The sequence below is a fragment of the Enterobacter vonholyi genome (assembly GCF_040834095.1).
Classification (GTDB): Bacteria; Pseudomonadota; Gammaproteobacteria; order Enterobacterales; family Enterobacteriaceae; genus Enterobacter; species Enterobacter vonholyi.
This window is the reverse complement of the sequence record NZ_CP162152.1, coordinates 156,021-179,026: the sequence shown is the minus strand read 5'-3', so window position 1 is coordinate 179,026 and position 23,006 is coordinate 156,021. Positions and strand designations below refer to the sequence as shown.

General features: G+C 55.5%; 19 protein-coding genes. 10 read left to right on the top strand and 9 right to left on the bottom strand.

The window, feature by feature from the left end:
• Positions 1–218: 218 nt before the first annotated feature.
• From glyS to AB3N39_RS00805, 3 genes are all read right to left on the bottom strand, one after another.
• Positions 219–2,288 (bottom strand): glycine--tRNA ligase subunit beta, encoded by a 2,070-nt coding sequence (gene glyS / locus AB3N39_RS00815; protein ID WP_133293547.1) that lies wholly within the window; start codon positions 2,286–2,288, stop codon positions 219–221.
• A gap of 9 nt (positions 2,289–2,297) precedes the next feature.
• Complete coding sequence (gene glyQ, locus AB3N39_RS00810) at positions 2,298–3,209, bottom strand: glycine--tRNA ligase subunit alpha (protein ID WP_003860141.1); 912 nt, start codon at positions 3,207–3,209, stop codon at positions 2,298–2,300.
• A 160-nt stretch (positions 3,210–3,369) separates the two neighbouring features.
• Positions 3,370–3,675 (bottom strand): YsaB family lipoprotein, encoded by a 306-nt coding sequence (locus AB3N39_RS00805; RefSeq protein WP_133293545.1) that lies wholly within the window; start codon positions 3,673–3,675, stop codon positions 3,370–3,372.
• 182 nt (positions 3,676–3,857) lie between these two features.
• Here AB3N39_RS00805 and AB3N39_RS00800 point away from each other — a divergent pair, with 182 nt between their 5' ends.
• Positions 3,858–4,853 (top strand): acyltransferase, encoded by a 996-nt coding sequence (locus tag AB3N39_RS00800; protein WP_367897005.1) that lies wholly within the window; start codon positions 3,858–3,860, stop codon positions 4,851–4,853.
• Here AB3N39_RS00800 and AB3N39_RS00795 read toward each other — a convergent pair.
• From AB3N39_RS00795 to xylA, 4 genes are all read right to left on the bottom strand, one after another.
• A complete protein-coding gene (locus tag AB3N39_RS00795; RefSeq protein ID WP_252093555.1) occupies positions 4,846–5,766 on the bottom strand; it encodes a GlxA family transcriptional regulator in 921 nt (306 codons plus the stop codon). The genes AB3N39_RS00800 and AB3N39_RS00795 overlap by 8 nt on opposite strands.
• The gene (locus AB3N39_RS00790; protein WP_248175444.1) at positions 5,766–6,305 is read right to left on the bottom strand and encodes an isochorismatase family protein; all 540 of its coding nucleotides are present in this window, start codon (positions 6,303–6,305) and stop codon (positions 5,766–5,768) included. Before AB3N39_RS00790 ends, AB3N39_RS00795 begins: the two co-directional genes overlap by 1 nt.
• A gap of 103 nt (positions 6,306–6,408) precedes the next feature.
• A complete protein-coding gene (gene xylB, locus AB3N39_RS00785) occupies positions 6,409–7,863 on the bottom strand; it encodes a xylulokinase (protein ID WP_367897004.1) in 1,455 nt (484 codons plus the stop codon).
• Positions 7,864–7,924: 61 nt separating this feature from the next.
• Positions 7,925–9,247, bottom strand: a complete 1,323-nt coding sequence (gene xylA / locus AB3N39_RS00780; protein WP_088728502.1) for a xylose isomerase — start codon at positions 9,245–9,247, stop codon at positions 7,925–7,927.
• 371 nt (positions 9,248–9,618) lie between these two features.
• Here xylA and xylF point away from each other — a divergent pair, with 371 nt between their 5' ends.
• From xylF to xylR, 4 genes are all read left to right on the top strand, one after another.
• Positions 9,619–10,611: a D-xylose ABC transporter substrate-binding protein gene (gene xylF, locus AB3N39_RS00775; protein ID WP_133293540.1), complete on the top strand. Its 993-nt coding sequence runs from the start codon at positions 9,619–9,621 to the stop codon at positions 10,609–10,611.
• Between the two features lie 72 nt (positions 10,612–10,683).
• On the top strand, positions 10,684–12,225 hold the full coding sequence (locus AB3N39_RS00770; RefSeq protein WP_115876672.1) for a xylose ABC transporter ATP-binding protein: 1,542 nt from the start codon (positions 10,684–10,686) through the stop codon (positions 12,223–12,225).
• Entirely contained in the window at positions 12,203–13,384 is a 1,182-nt protein-coding gene (xylH, locus tag AB3N39_RS00765) for a xylose ABC transporter permease XylH (protein ID WP_367897003.1), read from the top strand. Before AB3N39_RS00770 ends, xylH begins: the two co-directional genes overlap by 23 nt.
• A 33-nt stretch (positions 13,385–13,417) precedes the next feature.
• Positions 13,418–14,596 (top strand): D-xylose utilization transcriptional activator XylR, encoded by a 1,179-nt coding sequence (gene xylR, locus AB3N39_RS00760; protein ID WP_021242460.1) that lies wholly within the window; start codon positions 13,418–13,420, stop codon positions 14,594–14,596.
• A 39-nt stretch (positions 14,597–14,635) separates the two neighbouring features.
• Here xylR and AB3N39_RS00755 read toward each other — a convergent pair whose 3' ends face one another.
• Positions 14,636–15,460, bottom strand: coding sequence for a protein bax (locus AB3N39_RS00755; protein WP_111964332.1), 825 nt, complete (start codon positions 15,458–15,460; stop codon positions 14,636–14,638).
• Positions 15,461–15,774: 314 nt separating this feature from the next.
• On the opposite strand from AB3N39_RS00755, the gene AB3N39_RS00750 reads away from it, so the two are divergent.
• From AB3N39_RS00750 to AB3N39_RS00730, 5 genes are all read left to right on the top strand, one after another.
• Positions 15,775–17,805, top strand: coding sequence for an alpha-amylase (locus AB3N39_RS00750; RefSeq protein ID WP_367897002.1), 2,031 nt, complete (start codon positions 15,775–15,777; stop codon positions 17,803–17,805).
• A 183-nt stretch (positions 17,806–17,988) separates the two neighbouring features.
• Complete coding sequence (gene avtA / locus AB3N39_RS00745) at positions 17,989–19,245, top strand: valine--pyruvate transaminase (RefSeq protein ID WP_133293536.1); 1,257 nt, start codon at positions 17,989–17,991, stop codon at positions 19,243–19,245.
• A 317-nt stretch (positions 19,246–19,562) separates the two neighbouring features.
• A complete protein-coding gene (locus AB3N39_RS00740) occupies positions 19,563–19,889 on the top strand; it encodes a hypothetical protein (protein WP_367897001.1) in 327 nt (108 codons plus the stop codon).
• Between the two features lie 29 nt (positions 19,890–19,918).
• Positions 19,919–20,755 (top strand): collagen-like triple helix repeat-containing protein, encoded by an 837-nt coding sequence (locus tag AB3N39_RS00735; protein WP_240741466.1) that lies wholly within the window; start codon positions 19,919–19,921, stop codon positions 20,753–20,755.
• A 90-nt stretch (positions 20,756–20,845) separates the two neighbouring features.
• Complete coding sequence (locus tag AB3N39_RS00730; RefSeq protein WP_367897000.1) at positions 20,846–22,564, top strand: ShlB/FhaC/HecB family hemolysin secretion/activation protein; 1,719 nt, start codon at positions 20,846–20,848, stop codon at positions 22,562–22,564.
• Here AB3N39_RS00730 and AB3N39_RS00725 read toward each other — a convergent pair.
• Complete coding sequence (locus AB3N39_RS00725; protein WP_367896999.1) at positions 22,548–23,003, bottom strand: 4Fe-4S dicluster domain-containing protein; 456 nt, start codon at positions 23,001–23,003, stop codon at positions 22,548–22,550. The genes AB3N39_RS00730 and AB3N39_RS00725 overlap by 17 nt on opposite strands.
• Positions 23,004–23,006: the final 3 nt, after the last annotated feature.

Genomic DNA, 23,006 nt, shown 5'->3' with positions numbered 1-23,006 from the left:
AATGAAATCAAAACATCCCCTGCCGACGCGGTGGCGTTTAGCAAGGATCGAAATTCATCAGTCGTGTTTGTTCATTTTTGGGGGGCACTCCAGCGCGAGAAAGTTAACGTGGATAAGGATAGCGGTAATGTGTTGACGGTTTCAAGGTTAAATTTTCAGCAACACATCATAAAAAAACCCGCCGAAGCGGGTTTTTAGCATGTGTATCAACGGGCACATTACTGCAGCAGCGAAATATCCGCTACGCGCAGGAACAGCTCACGCAGTTTTTCGAGCATAGAGAGACGGTTAATACGCAGCTCTTTATCTTCTACGTTCACCATCACTTTCTCGAAGAAGGCGTCAATGACGTCACGCAGCTCGGCCAGCTCCACCAGCGCTTCCTGGTAGCGACCTTCCGCGAAGACCGGCTCGAGCTTGTCGCGCAGCACCACAACCTGCATCGCCAGGGCGATCTCTTCCGGCTCTTTCAGCGTCGCGGCGTTCACACGCTCGTTCAGCGTCTCGTCGGATTTCGCCAGAATGTTGGATACACGCTTGTTGGCTGCCGCCAGAGCAGATGACGCTTCCAGCGTACGGAAGTGGGAAACTGCCTTCATACGCGCATCGAAATCAGCCGGACGGGTCGGACGACGCGCCAGCACCGCCTGAATGGTGTCAACGGTGTAACCTTCATCCTGATACCAGGCGCGGAAACGACCGAGCATAAAGTCGATCACATCATCCACCACGTTCGCGTTAGTCAGCTTATCACCGTACAAACGCACCGCTTCTTCGGTCAGGGTCTGCAGATCCAGGTTCAGGTTCTTCTCAACGATGATACGCAGCACGCCCAGCGCGGCACGACGCAGCGCAAACGGGTCTTTGTCGCCTTTTGGATGCTGACCGATACCGAAGATACCCGCCAGGGTGTCCATCTTATCGGCGATCGCCACGGCACAGGCAACCGGGTTGGACGGCAGTTCGTCACCCGCAAAGCGCGGCTGATACTGCTCGTTCAGGGCCACGGCCACGTCTTCCGCTTCGCCATCGTGACGCGCGTAATGCATACCCATCACGCCCTGGGTGTCGGTAAATTCGAACACCATGTTGGTCATCAGGTCACACTTGGACAGCAGGCCAGCACGCGTTGCGTGGTTGACGTCCGCACCGATTTCACGGGCAATCCAGCCGGACAGCTCCGCGATACGGTCGGTCTTGTCGCGCAGCGTACCCAGTTGCTGCTGGAACAACACGGTCTGCAGGCGTGGAAGATGATCTTCCAGACGCTTTTTACGGTCGGTATTGAAGAAGAACTCGGCATCGGCCAGACGTGGACGCACGACCTTCTCGTTACCAGAGATAATCTGGATCGGATCTTTCGATTCGATGTTTGCCACGAAGATGAAGTTTGGCAGCAGTTTGCCGTCGTTGGCATAGACCGGGAAGTACTTCTGGTCACCCTTCATGGTGTACACCAGCGCTTCAGCCGGAACGGCCAGGAATTTCTCTTCAAACTTCGCGGTCAGCACAACCGGCCATTCCACCAGCGAGGTCACTTCTTCCAGCAGGCTGTCGCTCAGATCGGCTTTACCGCCAATCTTGCGCGCCGCGTCTTCCGCGTCCGCTTTGATTTTGGCTTTACGCTGTTCGTAGTCAGCAATGACCTTGCCGCGCTCCAGCAGGATCTGCGGGTACTGGTCGGCATTGTCGATGGTGAACTCTGGCTCGCCCATAAAGCGGTGGCCGCGGATCACGCGATCGGACGCCACGCCCAGAATGGTAGCCGGAATAACGGTGTCGCCCAGCAGCAGGGTCACGGTGTGAACCGGACGCACAAAGTGCACATCAGACGCGCCCCAGCGCATCAGCTTAGGAATAGGCAGCTTCGCCAGAGACGTGGCAATCATGTCCGGCAGCAGCGCTTCCGCGCTTTCGCCTTTCACATGGGCACGATACAGCAGCCATTCGCCTTTATCCGTGGTCAGACGCTCGGCCTGATCGACGGTGATGCCGCAGCCGCGCGCCCAGCCTTCCGCCGCTTTGCTCGGCTTGCCTTCCGCGTCAAACGCCTGAGCAATCGCCGGGCCACGTTTTTCGACTTCGCGATCTGGCTGAGACGCCGCCAGGTTTGCCACTTTCAGCGCCAGACGGCGCGGGGCAGCAAACCACTCAATTTTACCGTGCGCCAGGCCAGCGTTATCCAGCTCGGCGGTCACGTTCGCAGCAAAAGATTCAGCCAGGCTGCGCAGGGCTTTTGGTGGCAGCTCTTCGGTGCCAATTTCCACCAGGAAAGTTTTCTCAGACATGGCCGCCTCTTATTTGTTTCGGTTGCACATCGGGAAGCCAAGGGCTTCACGGGACGCATAGTAAGCTTCTGCAACGGCTTTGGTCAGGGTACGAATACGCAGAATGTAGCGCTGACGTTCAGTCACGGAGATGGCTTTGCGGGCGTCCAGCAGGTTGAAGCTGTGGGCGGCCTTCAGAATACGCTCGTAGGCAGGCAGCGGCAGCGGAGTCTCCAGCGCCAGCAGCTGCTGCGCTTCTTTCTCGTACTGCTCGAAGCAGGTGAACAGGAAGTCCACGTCCGCGTATTCGAAGTTATAGGTGGATTGCTCCACTTCGTTCTGATGGAACACGTCGCCGTAGGTGGTTTTACCCAGCGGGCCGTCGCTCCAGACCAGGTCGTAAACGCTGTCTACGCCCTGAATGTACATCGCCAGACGTTCCAGACCGTAGGTGATTTCACCGGTGATCGGCTTACATTCCAGACCACCCACCTGCTGGAAGTAAGTGAACTGGGTCACTTCCATACCGTTAAGCCACACTTCCCAACCCAGACCCCAGGCACCCAGCGTTGGGTTCTCCCAGTTATCTTCCACGAAACGGATGTCGTGGATGGTTGGATCCATACCCAGCTCTTTTAGCGACCCGAGGTACAGTTCCTGAATGTTGTCGGGTGATGGCTTAATCACCACCTGGAACTGATAGTAATGCTGCAGACGGTTCGGGTTCTCACCGTAACGACCATCGGTCGGACGACGGGAAGGCTGCACATACGCGGTCGCCATTGGCTCTGGCCCCAACGCACGCAGACTGGTCATCGGGTGTGAAGTGCCGGCGCCGACTTCCATGTCCAAAGGTTGAACAATGGTACAGCCCTGACGAGCCCAGTAATCCTGTAAGGTCAGGATCAGGCCCTGGAAGGTCTTGGTATCAAACTTTTGCATAGTATTTCGTGCTGGATACGTGTGGTTTTAAATGGAAGCGACCAGTATACCCGCTGGCTGCAAGATATACAGTACGAAACGGGGTTGTTTAGGGAAAATTGGGAAATAAGCCTTCCGGCCAGAACGCTGACGGCGTCTGGCTGTTGATTATGCGAGCAGGCTAGCGCATGGAGAGGTGTAAAAACTGACCGTCCGCATCAAACGAGCAGACAAAGCCCTCTTTGCGCGACGTATGGCCCTTGAGCTCATAGCTGCCCTGAAAGCGCTCAAACCCGGTGACGTTGATTTTCTGCACGTCCGAGTTATAGCGGCGTGCGGCCTGGTCCTTGCAGAGCGACTCCATATTCAGCGAACGTTCCGGGCTCATTTTACCCTGCTGCGCTTTTTGCACGGGTGCTTCTTGCGGCGCACTGCATCCCGCCAGGATCAACAGCAGAAAGAGTGACGCCACACGCTTCATCATCATTTTTATTACCGTCCTGGTCAGCGGCTGTTATTTTTAGTATCAACACTTTTATAGATTAAGGACTGCCATTCTGCGAATCTCGCGGTCTCCCGGCAAGCCTGCGCATAAAACTCAGAATTTTCCAAACGAAGACTTTTGGACAATGGGAGTCACACTCAATTTACAGGGAATACGAGGAACTGATGCCGTCAAAAATTAACTGGATTGATAACCTGCGAGGAATAGCGTGTCTGATGGTGGTCATGATCCACACAACGACCTGGTACGTTACGAATGCCCACAGCATCAGCCCCGTTAACTGGGATATCGCCAATATTCTCAACTCTGCGTCACGCGTCAGCGTGCCGCTGTTCTTTATGATTTCCGGCTTTCTCTTTTTTGGCGAGCGCAGCGCGCAGCCAAGGCACTTCATCCGCATCGCGGCCTGCCTGGGGTTTTACAGCGCCGTTGCCCTGCTCTATATCACCCTGTTTACCTCAATAAACGCCGGACTATCGCTGAAATACGTGCTGCAAAAACCGGTGTTCTACCACCTGTGGTTCTTCTTCGCCATTATTGTTATCTATCTGGTCTCCCCGCTCATTCAGGTGAAAAACGTCAGCGGGAAAATGCTCCTGGCCTTGATGGTGGTGATTGGCATCATCGCCAACCCGAATACGGTTTCGCAGAAAATCGACGGGTTTGAGTGGCTGCCGGTGAACCTCTATATCAACGGCGATACCTTTTACTACGTGCTTTACGGCATGCTGGGGCGCGCCATCGGGATGATGGACACGCAAAAACGCGGTCTGAGCTGGCTCTGCGGGGCGCTGTTTATCGCTGGCGTGGCGGTGATTTCACGCGGGACGCTGCATGAGCTGCAGTGGCGTGGTAATTTTGCCGATACCTGGTATCTCTACTGCGGGCCGATGGTCTTTATCTGTGCCGTATCGCTGCTCACGCTCGCCAAAAACACCCTGAATGCGCGTCCCCTTCCCGTACTGAGCGTCATTTCACGACACTCTCTCGGGATTTACGGTTTTCACGCGCTGGTTATCCACGCGCTTAGGACAAGAGGCGTTGAGCTAAAAAGCTGGCCGGTGCTGGATATGGTCTGGATTTTTGCCGCCACGCTGGCGATCAGCCTGCTGCTGTCGATGCTGCTGCAAAAAATAGACTTTCGCCGCTTCGTCAGTTAACGCTGCGCTGCCGCGCGCGATGGTACTGGCGCGGGGAGGAAAACCCTGCCGCCAGCGAAGCCTGCTCCACGCCGCGCCCCTGCAATAGCCACTGTTCCGCCACCGCCAGACGCAGCTGCTCCAGATAATCGCGAACGCTAATGCCTAAATGAGTCTGGAAAAGCCGGGTGAGATGGCGCGGGCTGACGTGCGCCAGCGCGGCGATGTCAGGCAAGCTCCACGCTTTTTGCGGCTCGGCCGTGAGCGCATCCTGCGCCCGATGGATCGCCGGATGAAGATGATTGCGATAGCGTAGCCACGGGGATAGCTGGGGATCGTCACCGGAACGGCGGAACCAGACCACCATCTCGCGCGCCACACTCAGCGCCTTTTCGGGGCCGCACAGGCGGTTAATCATATGCAGCGCCAGATCGATGCCCGACGTGATCCCCGCGCTGGTCCAGATGTTCTCGTCCTGCACAAAGATGCGGTTTTCTTTAATTGTCGCCGTGGGGGCTGCGGTGCGTAAACGGCTGATAACGTCATGGTGGGTTGTACACTGCCGGTTGTTCAGCAGACCCGATTTCGCCGCCAGCAGCGCCCCTGAACAGACGCACATCACCGTGATATCCCGGCGCTGAATGGCCGGCTGCAGGCGCATCAGCCAGTGCTGTATCCGTAACGCCTGTGGTGTCGAAAACTGATAGCGGGAGTCGCTCACCCCCGGCAGCACCAGCAGGCTGCCTTCCGGGAGACGTTCCGGCAGCGGCTGAATGCCGCTCATCGTCAGGCCTATCGACGTCGGAACGTCCGGTTGCGGCCCAATGTAATGCAGACGAAACGCGTCGCCAGCCAGCACAAAGGTCTCTGCCGGGCCCGTCATATCTAATGACAGCACCCCGGGCAACATGACGAACCAGACGTCGATGCTCATTACAGTGACTCCAGCGTCTCCGCTACCGTTTTAATTTCGGCAAAACGCCCGGACAGTACCGTTTCGGTACGGTGGCGAATTTCCGCTGCGCTAAGGGTTATCCCTTTGTACGTCATGGGAAACGTCAGCGTCGCCTCGCTTACAAAGGTCACAGCATAACTCAGATCGGATGCCACCCGGGCGGTGGTTTCACAGCATTGTTCAGTGCGAATGCCGCAGATAATCAGCTGGTTGATATCACGCTCGCGCAGCCAGCGGTCAAGCCCGGTATCCGTGAAGGCATTATGGACGTGTTTCTGAAAAACCACATCCGGCTGATGACGTAAAAAGGCCATCGGTTTGACATAGCCACTTTCCAGGGTGAAAGGACCGTCTTCATCCACGTGAAAAATATCAACGACCGGGATATTACGTGCCTGGCAGCCATCAATCAGCCCCAGAATCGCCTGCTGAAAAGCAGGGATCTCGCTTTCCTGCCAGTAATTGCGGTGATGGAAGGACTGCTGAGTATCAATATTGATGAGTGCAATACGTGACATGATGGATCTCCTCGCCGGTGGGTGTGACACCATACTGGCAAGGAAAGGAAGGCACGCACAGACCAAAAAAGGACATCCTCGTGCCTCTCCCGGACAAGCGTATTTACGACATCAGCGGCAGCAGCTGCTGGTAGATTTTACGGAATACCGCGCGCCTTTCCGCGTACCGCGCATGGTTTACCGCGTTCGGGAAATGCGCCTGCTCAAGGGTAAGCTGCGGCAGCAGTTGTGAAAGCGGTTTTTCCGGGTTCACAGCAATCTGCGCCAGACGCGCGGCGCCGAGCGCGGGGCCAACATCCCCTCCCGTGCGGAAATCCAGCTGCAACCCGCTGATATCCGACAGCATTTGTCGCCAGTAAGGGCTTCGCGCACCTCCTCCAATCAGGGTGACGCTAGTCGGTTTCAGGCCGCAGTCGTGCACCACGTCCATCCCGTCGGCCAGCGCATAGCCCACCCCTTCCAGAACTGCACGCGCCAGTTCTGCCGGACCATGCTGATGGGTTAAGCCAAAAAACACCCCTTTCGCTTCCGGGTTGTTGTGCGGCGTACGTTCGCCGGAAAGATACGGTAAAAACCAGACGGTACCGGTATTTTCATCCGCCTGCTGTGCTGCGGCAATCAACGCAGGAACATCAGCCATCCCGGTCAATTTCGCCGCCCAGTCCAGGCACGACGCTGCACTCAGCATCACCGACATCAAATGCCATTTCCCAGGAAGCGCGTGACAGAAACTGTGCACCGCGCTTTCGGGATTGCTGCGATAGCCGTCACTGACGGCAAAATAGACGCCAGACGTTCCCAGCGACAGCATCGCCTGACCCGCCTCAACCATGCCGACGCCCACGGCACCCGCGGCATTGTCACCGCCCCCGGCAACCACCGGTACGGCAGGCATATTCCAGCGTTCCGCAACGTCCGGCAGCAACGTGCCTGTGACCTCGCTACCTTCGAACAGCGCGGGCATGTGTTCCCGGGTTAGATGGCAAGCATCCAGCATCGCCTCGCTCCAGTCGCGTTTCGCCACGTCGAGCCACATCGTGCCTGCGGCATCGGACATGTCGGAAGCAAAATCGCCCGTCATACGAAAGCGCAGATAGTCTTTCGGCAACAGAACTTTCGCCACCTGACGGAAAATCTCCGGCTCGTGTCGCTGCACCCACAGCAGTTTGGGCGCAGTAAAGCCGGGCATCATCAGGTTGCCGGTAATTTCACGAGACGTGGGTACATGCGCCTCAAGAAGCGCGCACTCTTCCGCACAGCGGCCATCGTTCCAGAGAATGGCGGGTCGCAACACGCGATGCTCGCTATCCAGCAAGGTTGCACCGTGCATTTGCCCGGCAATCCCCAGCGCTTTCACGTCACGCAGAGAATGCTGTTCACCTAACCCCTTGATTGCACGATCCGTTGCCTGCCACCACTGCTCCGGGTCCTGTTCCGACCACAGCGGATGCGGACGTGAAACCTGCAGCTTTTCAGTCTGCGTTGCTAACACCTCGCCCTGCTCGCTCAACAGGATGGCTTTCACACCCGATGTGCCCAGATCGATCCCGATATACATTGCGGTGACTCCTTTGACAGAAATGCCCGGTGGCGCTTCCGCGTACCGGGCCTGGATACTGTTATTTATCGAACAGGTAGTGGTTGACCAGATTTTCCAGCAGCTCCTGGTGCCCGCTCTGGTGCTGCGGCGCCAGCTGATGGTGTTCAGCGTACTTCGCGATCTCCGCAAGCGATAACTGCCCTTTCAATATTTGCTGGCCCAGCTCACTGTTCCAGCCGCTGTAGCGCTTCGCCACGCGTTTATCGAGCTCGCCGTCTTCAATCATACGTGCCGCCACCTTCAGCGCCAGCGCCATGGTGTCCATCGCGCCAATGTGGCCGTAGAACAGATCGTATTTGTCGGTGCTCTGGCGACGCACCTTGGCGTCAAAGTTCAGGCCACCGGTGGTGAAACCGCCCGCTTTGACGATCTCGTACATCACCAGCGCATTCTCTTCCACGCTGTTCGGGAACTGATCGGTGTCCCAGCCCAGCTGCGCGTCGCCACGGTTCGCATCGACCGAGCCGAAGATGCCCAGCGCAATCGCAGACGCGATCTCGTGGTGGAAAGAGTGGCCCGCCAGCGTGGCGTGATTGGCCTCAATGTTCACTTTGATCTCTTTTTCCAGACCAAACTGCTTCAGGAAGCCATACACCGTCGCCACGTCGTAGTCATACTGATGCTTCGTTGGTTCCTGCGGCTTCGGCTCAATCAACAGCGTGCCGCGGAAGCCAATTTTGTGCTTGTGGTCGACAACCATCTGCATAAAGCGGCCAATCTGCTCGCGCTCCTGACGCAGATCGGTGTTGAGCAGGGTTTCATAGCCTTCACGTCCGCCCCACAGGACATAGTTTTCGCCGCCCAGCTGATGCGTGGCATTCATTGCCGTCACCACCTGCGTGGCCGCCCAGCTAAACACTTCCGGATCCGGGTTGGTTGCCGCACCCGCGCCGTAGCGTGGGTTAGTGAAGCAGTTTGCCGTGCCCCAGAGCAGCTTCACGCCGCTTTGCTGCTGTTTTGCTGCCAGTACATCCACCATCTGTGCAAAGTTGTTCAGATACTCTTTCAGCGATGCGCCTTCCGGCGACACGTCGACGTCATGGAAGCAGTAGTACGGCACGTTCAGCTTGTGGAAGAACTCAAATGCAACGTCGGCTTTGCGCTTTGCCAGTTCGATGGCCTCACCCGGCTGCTGCCATGGGCGATCAAAGGAGCCCACGCCGAACATATCGGCGCCATTCCAGCAGAAGGTATGCCAGTAACAGGCGGCAAAGCGCAGATGATCTTCCATGCGCTTACCCAGCACCAGCTCATCCGGGTTGTAGTGACGAAATGCTAAAGGATTGGTCGTTTTCGGGCCTTCGTAACGAACACGATCGAGTTGGTCGAAATAAGCTTGCATATTGAGCTCCATAATCAGGGTATGCGGCGAGTCGTTGATACAGGAGTAATAGTGAATAGACATTTTGGGTTGCTCAATTACGTTATTTCACACTGCTATTGAGAGAATGCACAACTGTGCGCTGGCTCGCAAAATAATGCGCAGACAAACTATTTTTCGGCGCATATTCCAGAATCAAATGTAATTAAGACGTTACGTATTTTAAAATCCGATCGCGGTCATAAATTCAGAAATAAACCAAATATCATAATGCGAAGATAAAAATCTGTAATTGCCAGCCCGCCTTTCCGCGTTAAAAATTTGCTGCGTCCCAGCAGTGAATGTTTCTTTTATCTCAGCAACACATACCCCTACAAAAAGGCCTAATAATTATGAAGATAAAGAACCTGACTCTAACGCTCTGCGCTACGCTCCTCCTTGCAAGCTTTGCAGGACATGCCAAAGAGGTCAAAATTGGCATGGCGATTGACGACCTGCGCCTGGAGCGCTGGCAAAAAGATCGCGATATTTTTGTTAAAAAAGCAGAATCCCTCGGCGCCAGCGTGTTTGTTCAGTCGGCTAACGGCAACGAAGAAACACAAATGTCGCAGATTGAGAATATGATTAACCGTGGCGTCGATGTGCTGGTCATTATCCCCTATAACGGCCAGGTATTAAGTAACGTGGTGAAAGAAGCCAAACAGGAAGGCATTAAAGTCCTGGCCTATGACCGCATGATTAATAATGCGGACATTGATTATTATATTTCGTTCGACAATGAAAAAGTCGGGGAATTACAGGCGCAAAGCCTGATCGACAAAGTGCCTCAGGGCAATTATTTCCTGATGGGCGGCTCTCCGGTGGATAACAACGCCAAGCTGTTCCGCGAAGGGCAAATGAAAGTCCTTAAACCGTACATCGACAACGGGAAAATTAAAGTGGTCGGCGATCAGTGGGCCGACGGCTGGCTGCCAGAAAACGCGCTGAAGATTATGGAAAACGCGCTGACGGCCAACAACAACAAAATTGATGCGGTTGTGGCCTCCAACGATGCCACCGCAGGCGGTGCTATCCAGGCCCTGAGTGCACAGGGGCTGGCCGGTAAAGTCGCCATTTCAGGACAGGATGCCGATCTGGCTGGCGTAAAACGCATCATCGCAGGCACCCAAACCATGACGGTCTACAAACCGATTACCGAGCTTGCCAATACGGCGGCGGAAATCGCCGTGGAACTGGGCAATGGCAAGCAGCCTAAAGCAGACGCAACGCTAAATAACGGACTGAAAGACGTTCCGGCTCGCCTGCTCACCCCTATTGAAGTCAATAAAGAGAACATTGACGCCACCGTCATTAAAGACGGCTTCCACAAGAAGAGCGAACTGTAATCCGGCGCGGCCCCTGCTCTGCGGGGGCGCATCACGTTGTACTGTTCTTCCCTCGGGTTATGTGGAGCAGTTATGCCTTATTTACTTGAAATGAAAAGCATCACCAAGCGCTTCGGCACGGTGAAAGCCGTCGATAACGTCAGCCTCCGGTTGAACCCCGGCGAAGTGGTTTCGCTGTGTGGCGAGAACGGCTCGGGCAAGTCGACGCTGATGAAAGTGCTGTGCGGGATCTACCCGCACGGCAGCTACGAAGGCGAAATCGTCTTTGCCGGTGAAGTTATCCAGGCGACTCACATTCGTGATACCGAACGTAAAGGCATCGCCATCATCCATCAGGAACTGGCGCTGGTGAAGCATCTCACCGTGCTGGAGAACATTTTCCTCGGGGCCGAAATTTCCCGCCACGGCGTGCTGGATTACGACACCATGACGCTCCGCTGTGAAAAGCTGCTGGCGCAGGTGAGCCTCAGCATTTCACCGGATACCCGCGTGGGCGACCTGGGCCTTGGGCAACAGCAGCTGGTCGAAATAGCGAAAGCGCTCAATAAACAGGTCAGGCTGCTGATCCTTGATGAGCCTACAGCCTCGCTCACCGAACAGGAAACCGCGGTTCTGCTCAATATCATCCGCGATCTGCAAAACCACGGCATCGCCTGCATCTACATTTCACACAAGCTGAACGAGGTTAAAGCCATTTCGGATACCATCTGCGTGATCCGCGACGGGCAGCACATCGGCACGCGTGAAGCCGCCGGGATGAGCGAAGATGACATCATCACCATGATGGTAGGGCGCGAGCTGACGGCGCTCTACCCGAATGAGCCTCACACCAAAGGTGATGAAGTGCTGCGCGTGGAAAACCTGACCGCGTGGCACCCCGTTAACCGCCACATCAGGCGCGTCAATAACGTCTCGTTTTCTCTGCACAGCGGCGAAATTCTCGGTATTGCCGGGTTAGTCGGCGCCGGGCGCACGGAGGCCGTACAGTGTCTTTTTGGCGTGTGGCCGGGGCGCTGGGAGGGCACGATTTATATCGACGGCCAGCCGGTGAAAATCGACAACTGCCAGCAGGCGATCGCCCGCGGCATTGCCATGGTGCCGGAAGATCGTAAAAAAGACGGCATCGTGCCGGTCATGGCGGTGGGGAAAAACATTACGCTGGCGGCGCTCGATCGCTTCTCCGGCGCGCTGAGCAGCCTGGACGATGCCGCAGAGCAACAGTGCATCCTCCAGTCACTCGCCCGTCTCAAGGTCAAAACCTCCTCTCCGGAACTGGCGATTGGTCGCCTGAGCGGCGGCAACCAGCAAAAAGCCATTCTGGCGCGCTGCCTGCTGCTTAATCCACGCATATTAATCCTTGATGAACCGACGCGCGGGATTGATATCGGTGCCAAATATGAAATCTACAAACTGATTAATCAGCTTGTACAGCAAGGGATTGCCGTCATTGTCATTTCGTCTGAGTTACCCGAAGTGCTCGGCCTGAGCGACCGCGTGCTGGTCATGCATGAGGGGAAACTGAAAGCCAACCTGATTAACCAGAACCTGACGCAGGAGCAGGTGATGGAAGCCGCTTTAAGGAGCGAACGTCATGTCGAAAAGCAATCCGTCTGAGATCAAAGTCGCCGTTCCGACGCCCGGTGCGTTCGCAGGGCTAAAAGCGCTGAACCTGCAGGTCTTCGTGATGATCGCGGCCATTATCGTCATCATGCTGTTCTTTACCTGGATGACCGATGGCTCGTACTTAAGCGCGCGAAACGTCTCCAACCTGCTCCGCCAGACCGCCATCACCGGCATCCTGGCCGTGGGCATGGTGTTCGTGATTATCTCCGCGGAGATCGATCTGTCGGTCGGGTCGATGATGGGACTTCTCGGCGGCGTGGCGGCGATTTTTGACGTATGGCTCGGCTGGCCTCTGCCGCTGACCGTAGCGGTCACGCTGGTGCTGGGTCTGGTTCTGGGGGCCTGGAACGGCTGGTGGGTAGCCTATCGTAAAGTGCCGTCGTTCATTGTCACCCTGGCGGGGATGCTGGCCTTCCGCGGGATCTTAATCGGCATCACTAACGGCACCACCGTCTCCCCGACCAGTGCAGCCATGTCGCAGATTGGCCAGAGTTACTTCTCAGATAGCGTGGGCTTTTCCATCGGCGTGGTGGGATTGCTGGCGTTTGTCGCATGGCAGTGGCGTGGACGCATGCGCCGTCAGGCGTTGGGGCTCGCTTCTCCGGCGTCAACGTCGGTGGTGGGGCGTCAGGCGCTCACGGCGGTCATTGTGCTGGGCGCCATCTGGCTTTTAAACGACTACCGCGGTGTCCCGACACCCGTCCTGCTGCTGGCACTTTTACTGCTGGCCGGTATGTTTATGGCGACGCGCACCGCATTTGGCCGCCGTATTTATGCCATTGGCGGCAACCTTGAAGCTGCCCGCCTCTCGGGTATCAATGTCGAGCGTACCAAGCTGGCGGTCTTCGCCATTAACGGCCTGATGGTCGCTATCGCCGGGCTGATCCTCAGCTCGCGTCTGGGCGCCGGTTCTCCCTCCGCCGGTAACATCGCCGAGCTGGATGCTATCGCCGCCTGCGTCATTGGCGGCACCAGCCTCGCAGGGGGTATCGGTAGCGTGGCGGGCGCGGTGATGGGCGCATTTATCATGGCGTCGCTGGATAACGGGATGAGTATGATGGACGTCCCGACGTTTTGGCAGTATATCGTCAAGGGGGCCATTCTTTTACTGGCAGTCTGGATGGATTCGGCCACCAAGCGACGGGCCTGATAACGGTATTGTGACTTAATTAGGAAGTGAGCCATGTTTGAAAAGCGTCACCGCATTACGTTGTTATTCAATGCCAACAAAGCCTACGACCGTCAGGTGGTGGAAGGTGTGGGTGAATATTTGCAGGCGTCGCAATCCGAATGGGATATTTTTATTGAAGAAGATTTCCGCACCCGTCTGGAGAACATCAAAGACTGGCTGGGCGATGGCGTTATCGCCGACTATGACGATCCCGTCATCGAACAGTTGCTGACCGACGTCGACGTTCCGATTGTGGGCGTCGGCGGCTCCTACCATTCGCCCGAACACTATCCTCCGGTTCACTATATTGCCACCGATAACCATGCCCTGGTCGAGGCCGCGTTTCTCCATTTAAAAGAGAAAGGCGTCCACCGCTTTGCGTTTTACGGCCTACCCGCCACCAGCGGCAAGCGCTGGGCCGTTGAGCGTGAACACGCGTTTTGCCAGCTGGTCGCGCAGGAGAAGTATCGCGGCGTGGTCTATCAGGGGCTGGAAACCGCGCCGGAAAACTGGCAGCACGCGCAAAACCGCCTCGCTGACTGGCTGCAAACGCTGCCGCCGCAAACCGGTATCATTGCCGTAACGGACGCGCGTGCGCGCCACGTGCTGCAGGTCTGCGAACACTTACATATTCCGGTGCCCGAAAAGCTGTGCGTGATTGGCATTGATAATGAAGAACTGACCCGCTATCTGTCCCGCGTGGCGCTTTCCTCCGTTGCCCAGGGCACTCGTCAGATGGGCTATCAGGCGGCGAAGCTGCTGCATCGCCTGCTCGATAAAGAATCTCTGCCGCTTCAGCGCCTGCTGGTGCCTCCTGTTCGCGTCGTAGAACGTCGTTCAACCGATTATCGCTCCTTAAGCGACCCGGCCGTCATTCAGGCCATGCACTATATTCGCAACCACGCCTGCAAAGGGATTAAGGTCGATCAGGTGCTGGATTCGGTGGGTATTTCGCGTTCGAATCTGGAGAAGCGTTTTAAAGAAGAGGTGGGCGAAACTATTCATGCCGTCATCCATGCTGAAAAGCTGGAGAAAGCACGCAGCCTGCTCATCTCCACATCGCTGTCGATCAACGAAATCTCGCAGATGTGCGGTTACCCGTCGCTGCAATATTTTTATTCGGTGTTTCGCAAAGAGTATGACACCACGCCGAAAGAGTATCGGGATCGCCACAGCGAGGTGCTGATCTAGAAAAGAAAACGCCTTCCGGTGGAAGGCGTTTTTTTGAGATTACATATGGGCGGCGATTAAGCGCTGGTTATCCTGGTACATAGCAAACAGATAGTTGTTATAGCTCTGTCCCTTCGTCGAATACCCTTTCAGCTTGTGGATCATCGTACTGGCCGTCACTTCCTGGTCCGCTTTACGCAGCTGAGCGCGTGATTTACGGAACGATGAGTAGGCCGGGTGCGTGTTCAGATTCACCACATAGGCGCTAACGGAATCTTTCACGGATTCAAACTGCGAATAGCCTTTCACTTTGCCCGGCGCATTAGTACAACGGCCTTTCACGCATTTCATGCCGAAAAGGTTGTTGTTGCTACGCGCAAGCTTAGAAGTCCCCCAGCCGCTTTCGGCTGCAGCCATGGTCGCAACCATACTGCCTGGGATGATATCCACACGCTCAAGGAGAGCGTTCCACGGCACACGACGCGTGTTACCGTTCCAGCTCAGCTTGTAGCGCTTCGTGATATCCTTCAGACGCGCGCGCTCGGATGGCGACCAGCGGCTATCGTACTGTTTGGAAATCAGCCAGTTACGATCCGCAGTAATCGCGGCATTTTGACTCGTGATGTAAGGCATTACCGTCCGGAGAAACGCTTTTTTCCTTGGTGTTCCGGAAGGGTATTTTCGCAAATCAGGAAGTGAACTACTCTTTGCACTATTGCGAGAATACTCTTGTTTACTGCTAACCTTACTACTTGTCGTCTTTATTACGTGGGCTTTCTTACTCGTTGTATCCGTGTGCGTCTTCGCAAGCACCTCACCCGAAAATGCCGTGGTGAGTAACATGAGTATCGCAGCCCCATATCGTCGAATGGGAGTCGATATCATTAGGTCTCCTGGTCGGATGTAATCATCCTAACACCTTATTTTTTTCACAAATTTGAGAGCGGAATCTCAAATCATATCAAAAATAGACTTCAAGAGCACGTATAGAAATAGTCCAATTCCGAAACTATGTCACCTGAAACTTGCTCATAAAAATATCATTCCACAAAAACTGTGTGCGCTATCGCAGATAACTACCTAATTTTGCGCGAGATCACTCATCCTCACGCATCCTCCTGGCAGAAACCGACAGGGGATGAGTTTTTGCCCCTCGCCTGATGGCACACTGGTCAAAAATGCCGCGACAGGAAAAAGGAATGAAACGTACCGCATTAGCCTTTCTGATGTTACCCGCACTGGCGCATGCCGACTGGTCATCGCCAGGGTTTAGCGCATTTAGCGCCGAAGGCACCGGGGTCTTCACCAGCCAGGCAAAGCTTGCGAAGGGTACGCGTCCTCTTACGCTGAGTTTTGACAAGACGTGCTGGCAGCCTACAGGTGCGATAAAACTCAATGAGATGCTGTCGCTCAAGCCCTGTGACGGCACGCCGCCGCAGTGGCGCCTTTTCCGCGACGGTGAATACCAGATGCGGATTGATACCCGCTCCGGCACGCCCACCCTGCTGCTGACGATTCAGAGCGCCGCAGAACAGCCGGTTGCAAACGTCATCCGTCAGTGTCCGAAGTGGGACGGTAAGCCGCTGACGCTGGACGTCAGCCATACCTTCCCGGAAGGCTCCGTCGTGCGCGACTACTACAGTAAACAGACGACGACGGTGCAGAATGGAAACATCACTCTGCAGCCAGCCGTCAACAGTAACGGCCTGCTGCTGCTTGAGCGCGCCGAAACCGACAGGCCTGCGCCGTTTAGCTGGCAAAATGCCACCGTCTATTTTGTGCTGACCGACCGCTATGCTAATGGTGACCCGGGTAACGACAACAGCTACGGTCGCCATAAAGACGGCATGCAGGAGATTGGCACTTTCCACGGTGGCGACCTCAAGGGGCTCGCCGGCAAGCTCGATTATTTACAGCAGCTGGGAGTGAACGCGCTCTGGATAAGCTCCCCGCTTGAGCAGATCCACGGCTGGGTCGGCGGTGGCACCAAAGGAGATTTTCCTCACTACGCCTATCACGGCTACTACACCCAGGACTGGACAAAACTCGACGCCAACATGGGCACCGAAGATGATTTACGCCATCTTGTCGACGAAGCGCACAAGCGCGGGATCCGCATTCTGTTCGATATCGTTATGAACCACGCTGGCTATGCCACGCTTGCAGACATGCAGGAGTATCAGTTTGGAGCCCTGTACCTGCAGAGTGACGAGCTGAAAAAGACGCTGGGAGAACGCTGGACGGACTGGAAGCCGGGCGCGGGACAAAGCTGGCACAGCTTTAACGACTACATCAACTTCGGCGATAAAGCCGCATGGGAAAAATGGTGGGGTAAAAAGTGGATCCGCACCGACATCGGTGATTACGACAACCCCGGTTTTGATGATTTAACAATGTCGCTGGCGTTTTTACCCGATCTGAAAACGGAATCCACCGTCCCTTCCGGGTTGCCCAATTTCTATCAATACAAGCCCGATACCCACGCGAAAGCGATTCCGGGCTATACCCCGCGCGACTACCTGACCCACTGGCTCAGCCAGTGGGTACGTGACTACGGCATCGACGGTTTTCGGGTGGATACGGCGAAACACGTTGAGCTTGCGGCCTGGAAACAGCTGAAAGACCAGGCAAGCCAGGCGCTGGCCGCCTGGAAAGGCGCTCACCCGGACAAAAAGATCGACAACGCACCGTTCTGGATGACCGGGGAATCCTGGGGCCACGGGGTGTTGCAGAGCGATTATTACCGTCACGGTTTTGACGCGATGATTAACTTTGACTATCAGGAGCAGGCGGCAAAGGCGGTGGATTGCCTGGCCGATATGGATCTCACCTGGCAGCAGATGGCGGAAAAGCTGCAAAACTTCAACGTGCTGAGCTATCTCTCATCACACGATACGCGTCTGTTCCGCGAAGGGAGCCAGCGCGCGGCGGAGCTGCTCCTGCTGGCGCCGGGCAGCGTGCAAATCTATTACGGGGATGAGTCTGAGCGTCCATTCGGGCCAACAGGCTCCGACCCGCTGCAGGGCACCCGTTCGGATATGAACTGGCAGGACGTTACGGGCAAGCAGGCCTCAACCGTCGCCCACTGGCAAACGCTGGGTCAGTTCCGCGCCCGCCACCCGGCGATAGGTGAAGGCAAACAAACCACGCTGTCGCTGAAAGAGGGATATGGCTTCGTACGTGAACATGATGGCGATAAGGTGATGGTCGTCTGGGCGGGGAATCAGTAGATCATCCCCCTCACCCTAACCCTCTCCCCATGGAGAGAGGGGAGGAGCTCCAGAACTATTCACTACACAAACCCACTCTCGCCCTATAAAACAACAAATCCGACCACACCACCCGATTTGCACCAGCACGGTGCTAGCGTTATGGTTACCCACTTTCAAAATAAGCTCGACAGATCACCTGCTATGACGTTTTCACTTTTCGGCGACAAATTTACCCGCCATTCAGGCATTACTCGCCTGATGGAGGACCTCAACGACGGGCTGCGCACACCGGGCGCAATCATGCTCGGCGGCGGAAACCCGGCTCAAATTCCGGAGATGACGACCTATTTCCAGACGCTGCTCGCTCAGATGCTGGAAAGCGGCAAAGCAACCGATGCGCTTTGCAATTACGACGGCCCGCAGGGTAAAACCGAACTGCTGGCACTCCTCGCCGAAATGCTGCGTGACGAGCTGGGCTGGGATATCGAACCACAGAATATTGCACTAACAAACGGCAGCCAGAGCGCATTTTTCTACTTGTTTAACCTGTTCGCAGGGCGTCGCGCCGACGGCACCACCAAAAAAGTGCTGTTCCCGCTGGCGCCGGAGTATATCGGCTATGCCGATTCCGGCCTGGAAGAGGATCTGTTCGTCTCCGCGCGCCCGAACATCGAGCTGCTGCCGGAAGGCCAGTTCAAATATCACGTCGATTTTGAACACCTGCATATTGGTGAAGAGACGGGCATGATCTGCGTATCGCGCCCGACTAATCCAACGGGCAATGTGATCACCGATGACGAGCTGATGAAGCTGGATGCACTGGCAAATCAGCACGGCATTCCGCTGGTAATCGATAACGCCTACGGCGTACCGTTCCCGGGCATTATCTTCAGCGAAGCACGTCCGCTGTGGAACCCGAACATTGTCCTGTGCATGAGCCTCTCTAAGCTGGGCCTGCCGGGCAGCCGCTGCGGCATCATCATCGCCAATGAGAAAATCATCACCGCCATTACCAATATGAACGGTATTATCAGCCTTTCACCGGGCGGCATTGGCCCGGCGATGATGTGCGAGATGATCAAACGCAAGGATCTGCTGCGTCTGTCGAATGACGTGATTAAGCCTTTCTATTACCAGCGCGTTCAGGAAACAATCGCGACAATTCGCCGCTATTTGTCGGAAGAACGCTGCCTGATCCACAAGCCTGAAGGAGCGATTTTCCTGTGGCTGTGGTTTAAGGATTTGCCTATCACTACTGAACTGCTCTACCAGCGCCTTAAAAAGCGCGGCGTGCTGATGGTTCCGGGCGATTATTTCTTCCCGGGACTGGATAAGCCATGGCCCCATACCCATCAGTGCATGCGCATGAACTACGTCCCCGACCCGGAAAAAATCGAAGCGGGGGTTAAAATTCTCGCCGAAGAAATCGAAAAAGCCTGGCTCGAAGGCAATTGTTAAATAATTAGGCTCTTCAAATGAAGAGCCTTATTTTTCCGCGATCTGAATCTTACAATAAGGATATACCCTGTAGCGATTCATTTATCATCCCCATTGAGTTTTCTTAGGAATATTCCTTTAATTTACGCCCGCTAACTACTCTCTCAATAATTAAGCACCGATTAAACACCCTAACTTATTGTTATTTTAAATAACCACCTACACCGAAGAAAAATACCTTCTTCAGCCACTTTCATGCATATTTAAAAATACTGCATATACTCACTAATACGCCGCTCGGCGTTCTTTTGCGTGGAGTATTCATATGCTACCTAATAATGTTAGTCGCATCAGCGCTATTGCTGTTGCGGTACTGCTCGCGTTCTCTCTTTCTGCCTGTAGTGGAAGCGGTGGCGGATCTCACTCAACAGCCAAAAATAACCCTGCAACGGGAAGCAGCAGCGGCTCAGATGATGGAAGTGGCACAACCGCGAGCAATGGCGGTTCGGGCAGCAACGGATCGGGCACCGGAACGGGTTCAGGTACCGGGACAGGCGCTGGTGACGGAACGGGTTCTGGTTCAGGATCGGGCTCAGGCTCAGGCTCAGGCTCAGGCTCAGGCTCAGGCTCAGGGGGCAGTGGAGGAACAACTACCGCAGGCGTAAATACGATACTGGGTGATGCTGGTAAAACCGTGACCAGCGTCGGATCCACTGTGGATGGCCTCGGAAGCCAGCTTCAAACAAATAATCCCGTCACGTCAACCGTTTCAACCACCGTCAGCGGTGTTGGCAGTGCCGTGTCCACCGTGGGGACAGGCGTCACGACTGGCGTTGGCGATCCAAACAACCCGAACGGTGTGGGTACAACGGTTAAAGGCGTGACCACGTCGGTCACCTCCCTCGGCAATACCGTTTCAACGGTAGGCACGGGTCTGGCGAGTTCCACTTCCGGAACACCGGTCAGCGGCGTAACGGGCCTGACGGGCAGCGTGGTAAACAGTTCCGGGCAACTGGTCAGTAACACCGGCACGGGTCTCACCAACACGGTAAGCAGCCCTGCAGTCACTCAGGTAACAACCGATACCACGACCCTGGCTAACAAGACGCTGGGCGGAGTACAAGGCGTGACGCAAACCGTAGGCACCACAACGGGTCTCGGCACACCGGTCAACGGTCTGCTGACCCAGGTGGGTGGCACCGTCAGCGGCGTAGGGACCAACATTAGCAGCAGCAATAGCGGGCTTAGCGGTGTCGGTCAGGTCGTTCAAAATGTCGGCCAGACGGTCACGGATAGCGGTACGCTAGTGAAACCCACATCAACCACCGGAGGCAGCGGCACAGGATCTCTGACGGCCGATGCCAATGTGACAGCCACAAACAATAGCCTGAGCACAACGGTCAATACCACCCTCAATACGCTGACGGCGGGTGTAACGGCCAATGCAGGCACAACCCAAAATACATCTACGACAAACCCGATTAATGGGCTCAACACGTTAACCACGAGTCTACTGACGTCAAAACAGTAATCCTTTTATTGCCTGTCTGCGCCCCTGGTTCAGGGGCGCTTTATTCAGCGACACTTACCCCAACCGGGGATGACGAACAGGGATTGCGCGATGAAACACCACTTCCTTTTTTCGCTGACGGGGCTGGTTGTGCTGAGCATGGCCCGCGCCGATACTCTGCCCTCTATTATTAACCCCGATAACCCGGCACAAGTTTCTCGTAACGTTGCCCCCGAACAGACTGAAGCCGTTCAACAGCCGACCGTCAAAATAGAAAAACCGAAGTCAACGCTGACGCCTGAAACGCCCATTACCATTAATCACATTCAGTTTATTGGCGGCACGCGTTATTCCTTGAAGGAATTACTTCAGCCCTTCAGACCTTACGCCGGAAAAACCGTGCCGCTAAAAACGCTCACGGGGCTGGTAAACGATATTACGGCGCGCTACAAGGCTGACGGTTTTCCGCTCTCTTATGCCTGGCTGCCCGATAATAATTTCCAGCAGGGCAATATTAAAATTGTTCTGGTTGAAGGCTATGTCGCTCATAGCGACATCACCAGTAATAACCCCCACATCGCTGAACGTCTTAAACGTCTGTCCGAAAAAATCATGGCGGAAAAACCGCTCTCACAGGATACGTTCGACCGCTACAGCCAGCTGATGACGCGCACCCCGAACGTTCCGGTTACGGCTAACGCGCAGCTGCCAACCAATATCTATGGCGCGGCGGCGATGCAAATAACCGGCAACCAGGAGCGGAGCTGGAATATCGCCTCGACGATCGATACCCGTAAAGGGCAAGATTTAATGATGCTGAACGGCACGCTCAGCAACATGACAAGCTATGGCGATCAGCTTGGCGTTGCCACGCTTGTGCCGTTAGATAGCCACACGCGAAAAAACTATGTCGGGCTCAACTGGCAGCAGTTTTTAAACGATGAAGGGCTGACGATGCAGCTCAAAGGCAGCTATTACCATGAAGAGCCGCGAGATTTTTCTCCCCTGCTCTCTTTGCCGAATAATATCAGCGTCGATTCGAAGCAAAAAACAACGCAATACAACGGCGGCGTGACGTTTGGCTATCCCCTGCTGCTGACGCAAAAATCACAAATTAATCTGACCAGCGGTTTTGATTACACCGACCGCCAGGATGATTATGCTCTGCAGGCCAGACTGCAGGGCAAAACCTATAGCCTTGACTCCGTCAATCAGCACGCGCGTTATCCCGCCCTGGAAGTCGGCATCAACGGTGCACATCAATTCACAACCGCCAGCATCAGCGGCCGACTCAACGTTCGTCAGGGTATTGATGCGATGGGTGCCGATATCGTCTCGGCCCCCAGGCCCGATATTAATTTTACGCTCACGAAAAGCTATCTGGACGCAGCCTGGCTGTTTGCCGATAAATGGCGGCTATCAACCTCCTGGGAGGGAGACTGGTCAAATAACACGTTGCCCGAGCCCGAACGCGTTAGCTTCGGTGCCCAGCGCTTTGGCCGAGGATATCAGGACAGTGAAGCAAGCGGTGACTACGGCTACGGCGGGCAGGTAGAACTGCGCTATATCCAGATGCGAAAAGAGAGCACCTGGCTTGCCACCATCCAGCCCTATATCCTGGCCGATATCGCGCAAACCTGGTTTAACACGCCCGGTTTGCCCCACCAACGGCTCGGGTCAGTAGCTACCGGCGTGATGGTAGGCGATACGCGCCACTATAGCATCACGCTTGAGGCGGCAAGACCCGTCGGGGATGTTCCGACAGACAGTCGCAACAGAGACTGGCGCTACAGCCTGACGTTTACCTGGAATTTCAATAAAATGCAGTAAGCTTTTCAGCCCGAAGACTGGCAGGATCAACACAGCGCAGCGCGTGGGTTGGACAGGCCTCCACGCAGGCCGGTCCGCCTTCGCGATGCAGGCACAAATCACATTTCAGCGCTTGTGCCTTACCCCCATCCAGACGCACCTGCATCGCCCCAAACGGACAGGCAACCATACAGCTCTTGCAGCCAATACAGCGCGTCTGCTCAACAAGCCAGGCGACTGCCGTACGTCTGATGGCATGGGTTGGGCAGACATTGGCACAAGGGGCGTCCTCGCACTGATGGCAACCCACAGCCGTAGTGTAGGCGTCCCCCTTCACCACCCGCAGGCGAGAGGTAAAAGCCTCTGCGGTCAAGTCATCCTGATGCGCAACCGCACAGGCCACTTCACAGGTGCGGCACCCGATGCATTTTTCCGCATCCGCCATGATAAATCGGTTCATCTG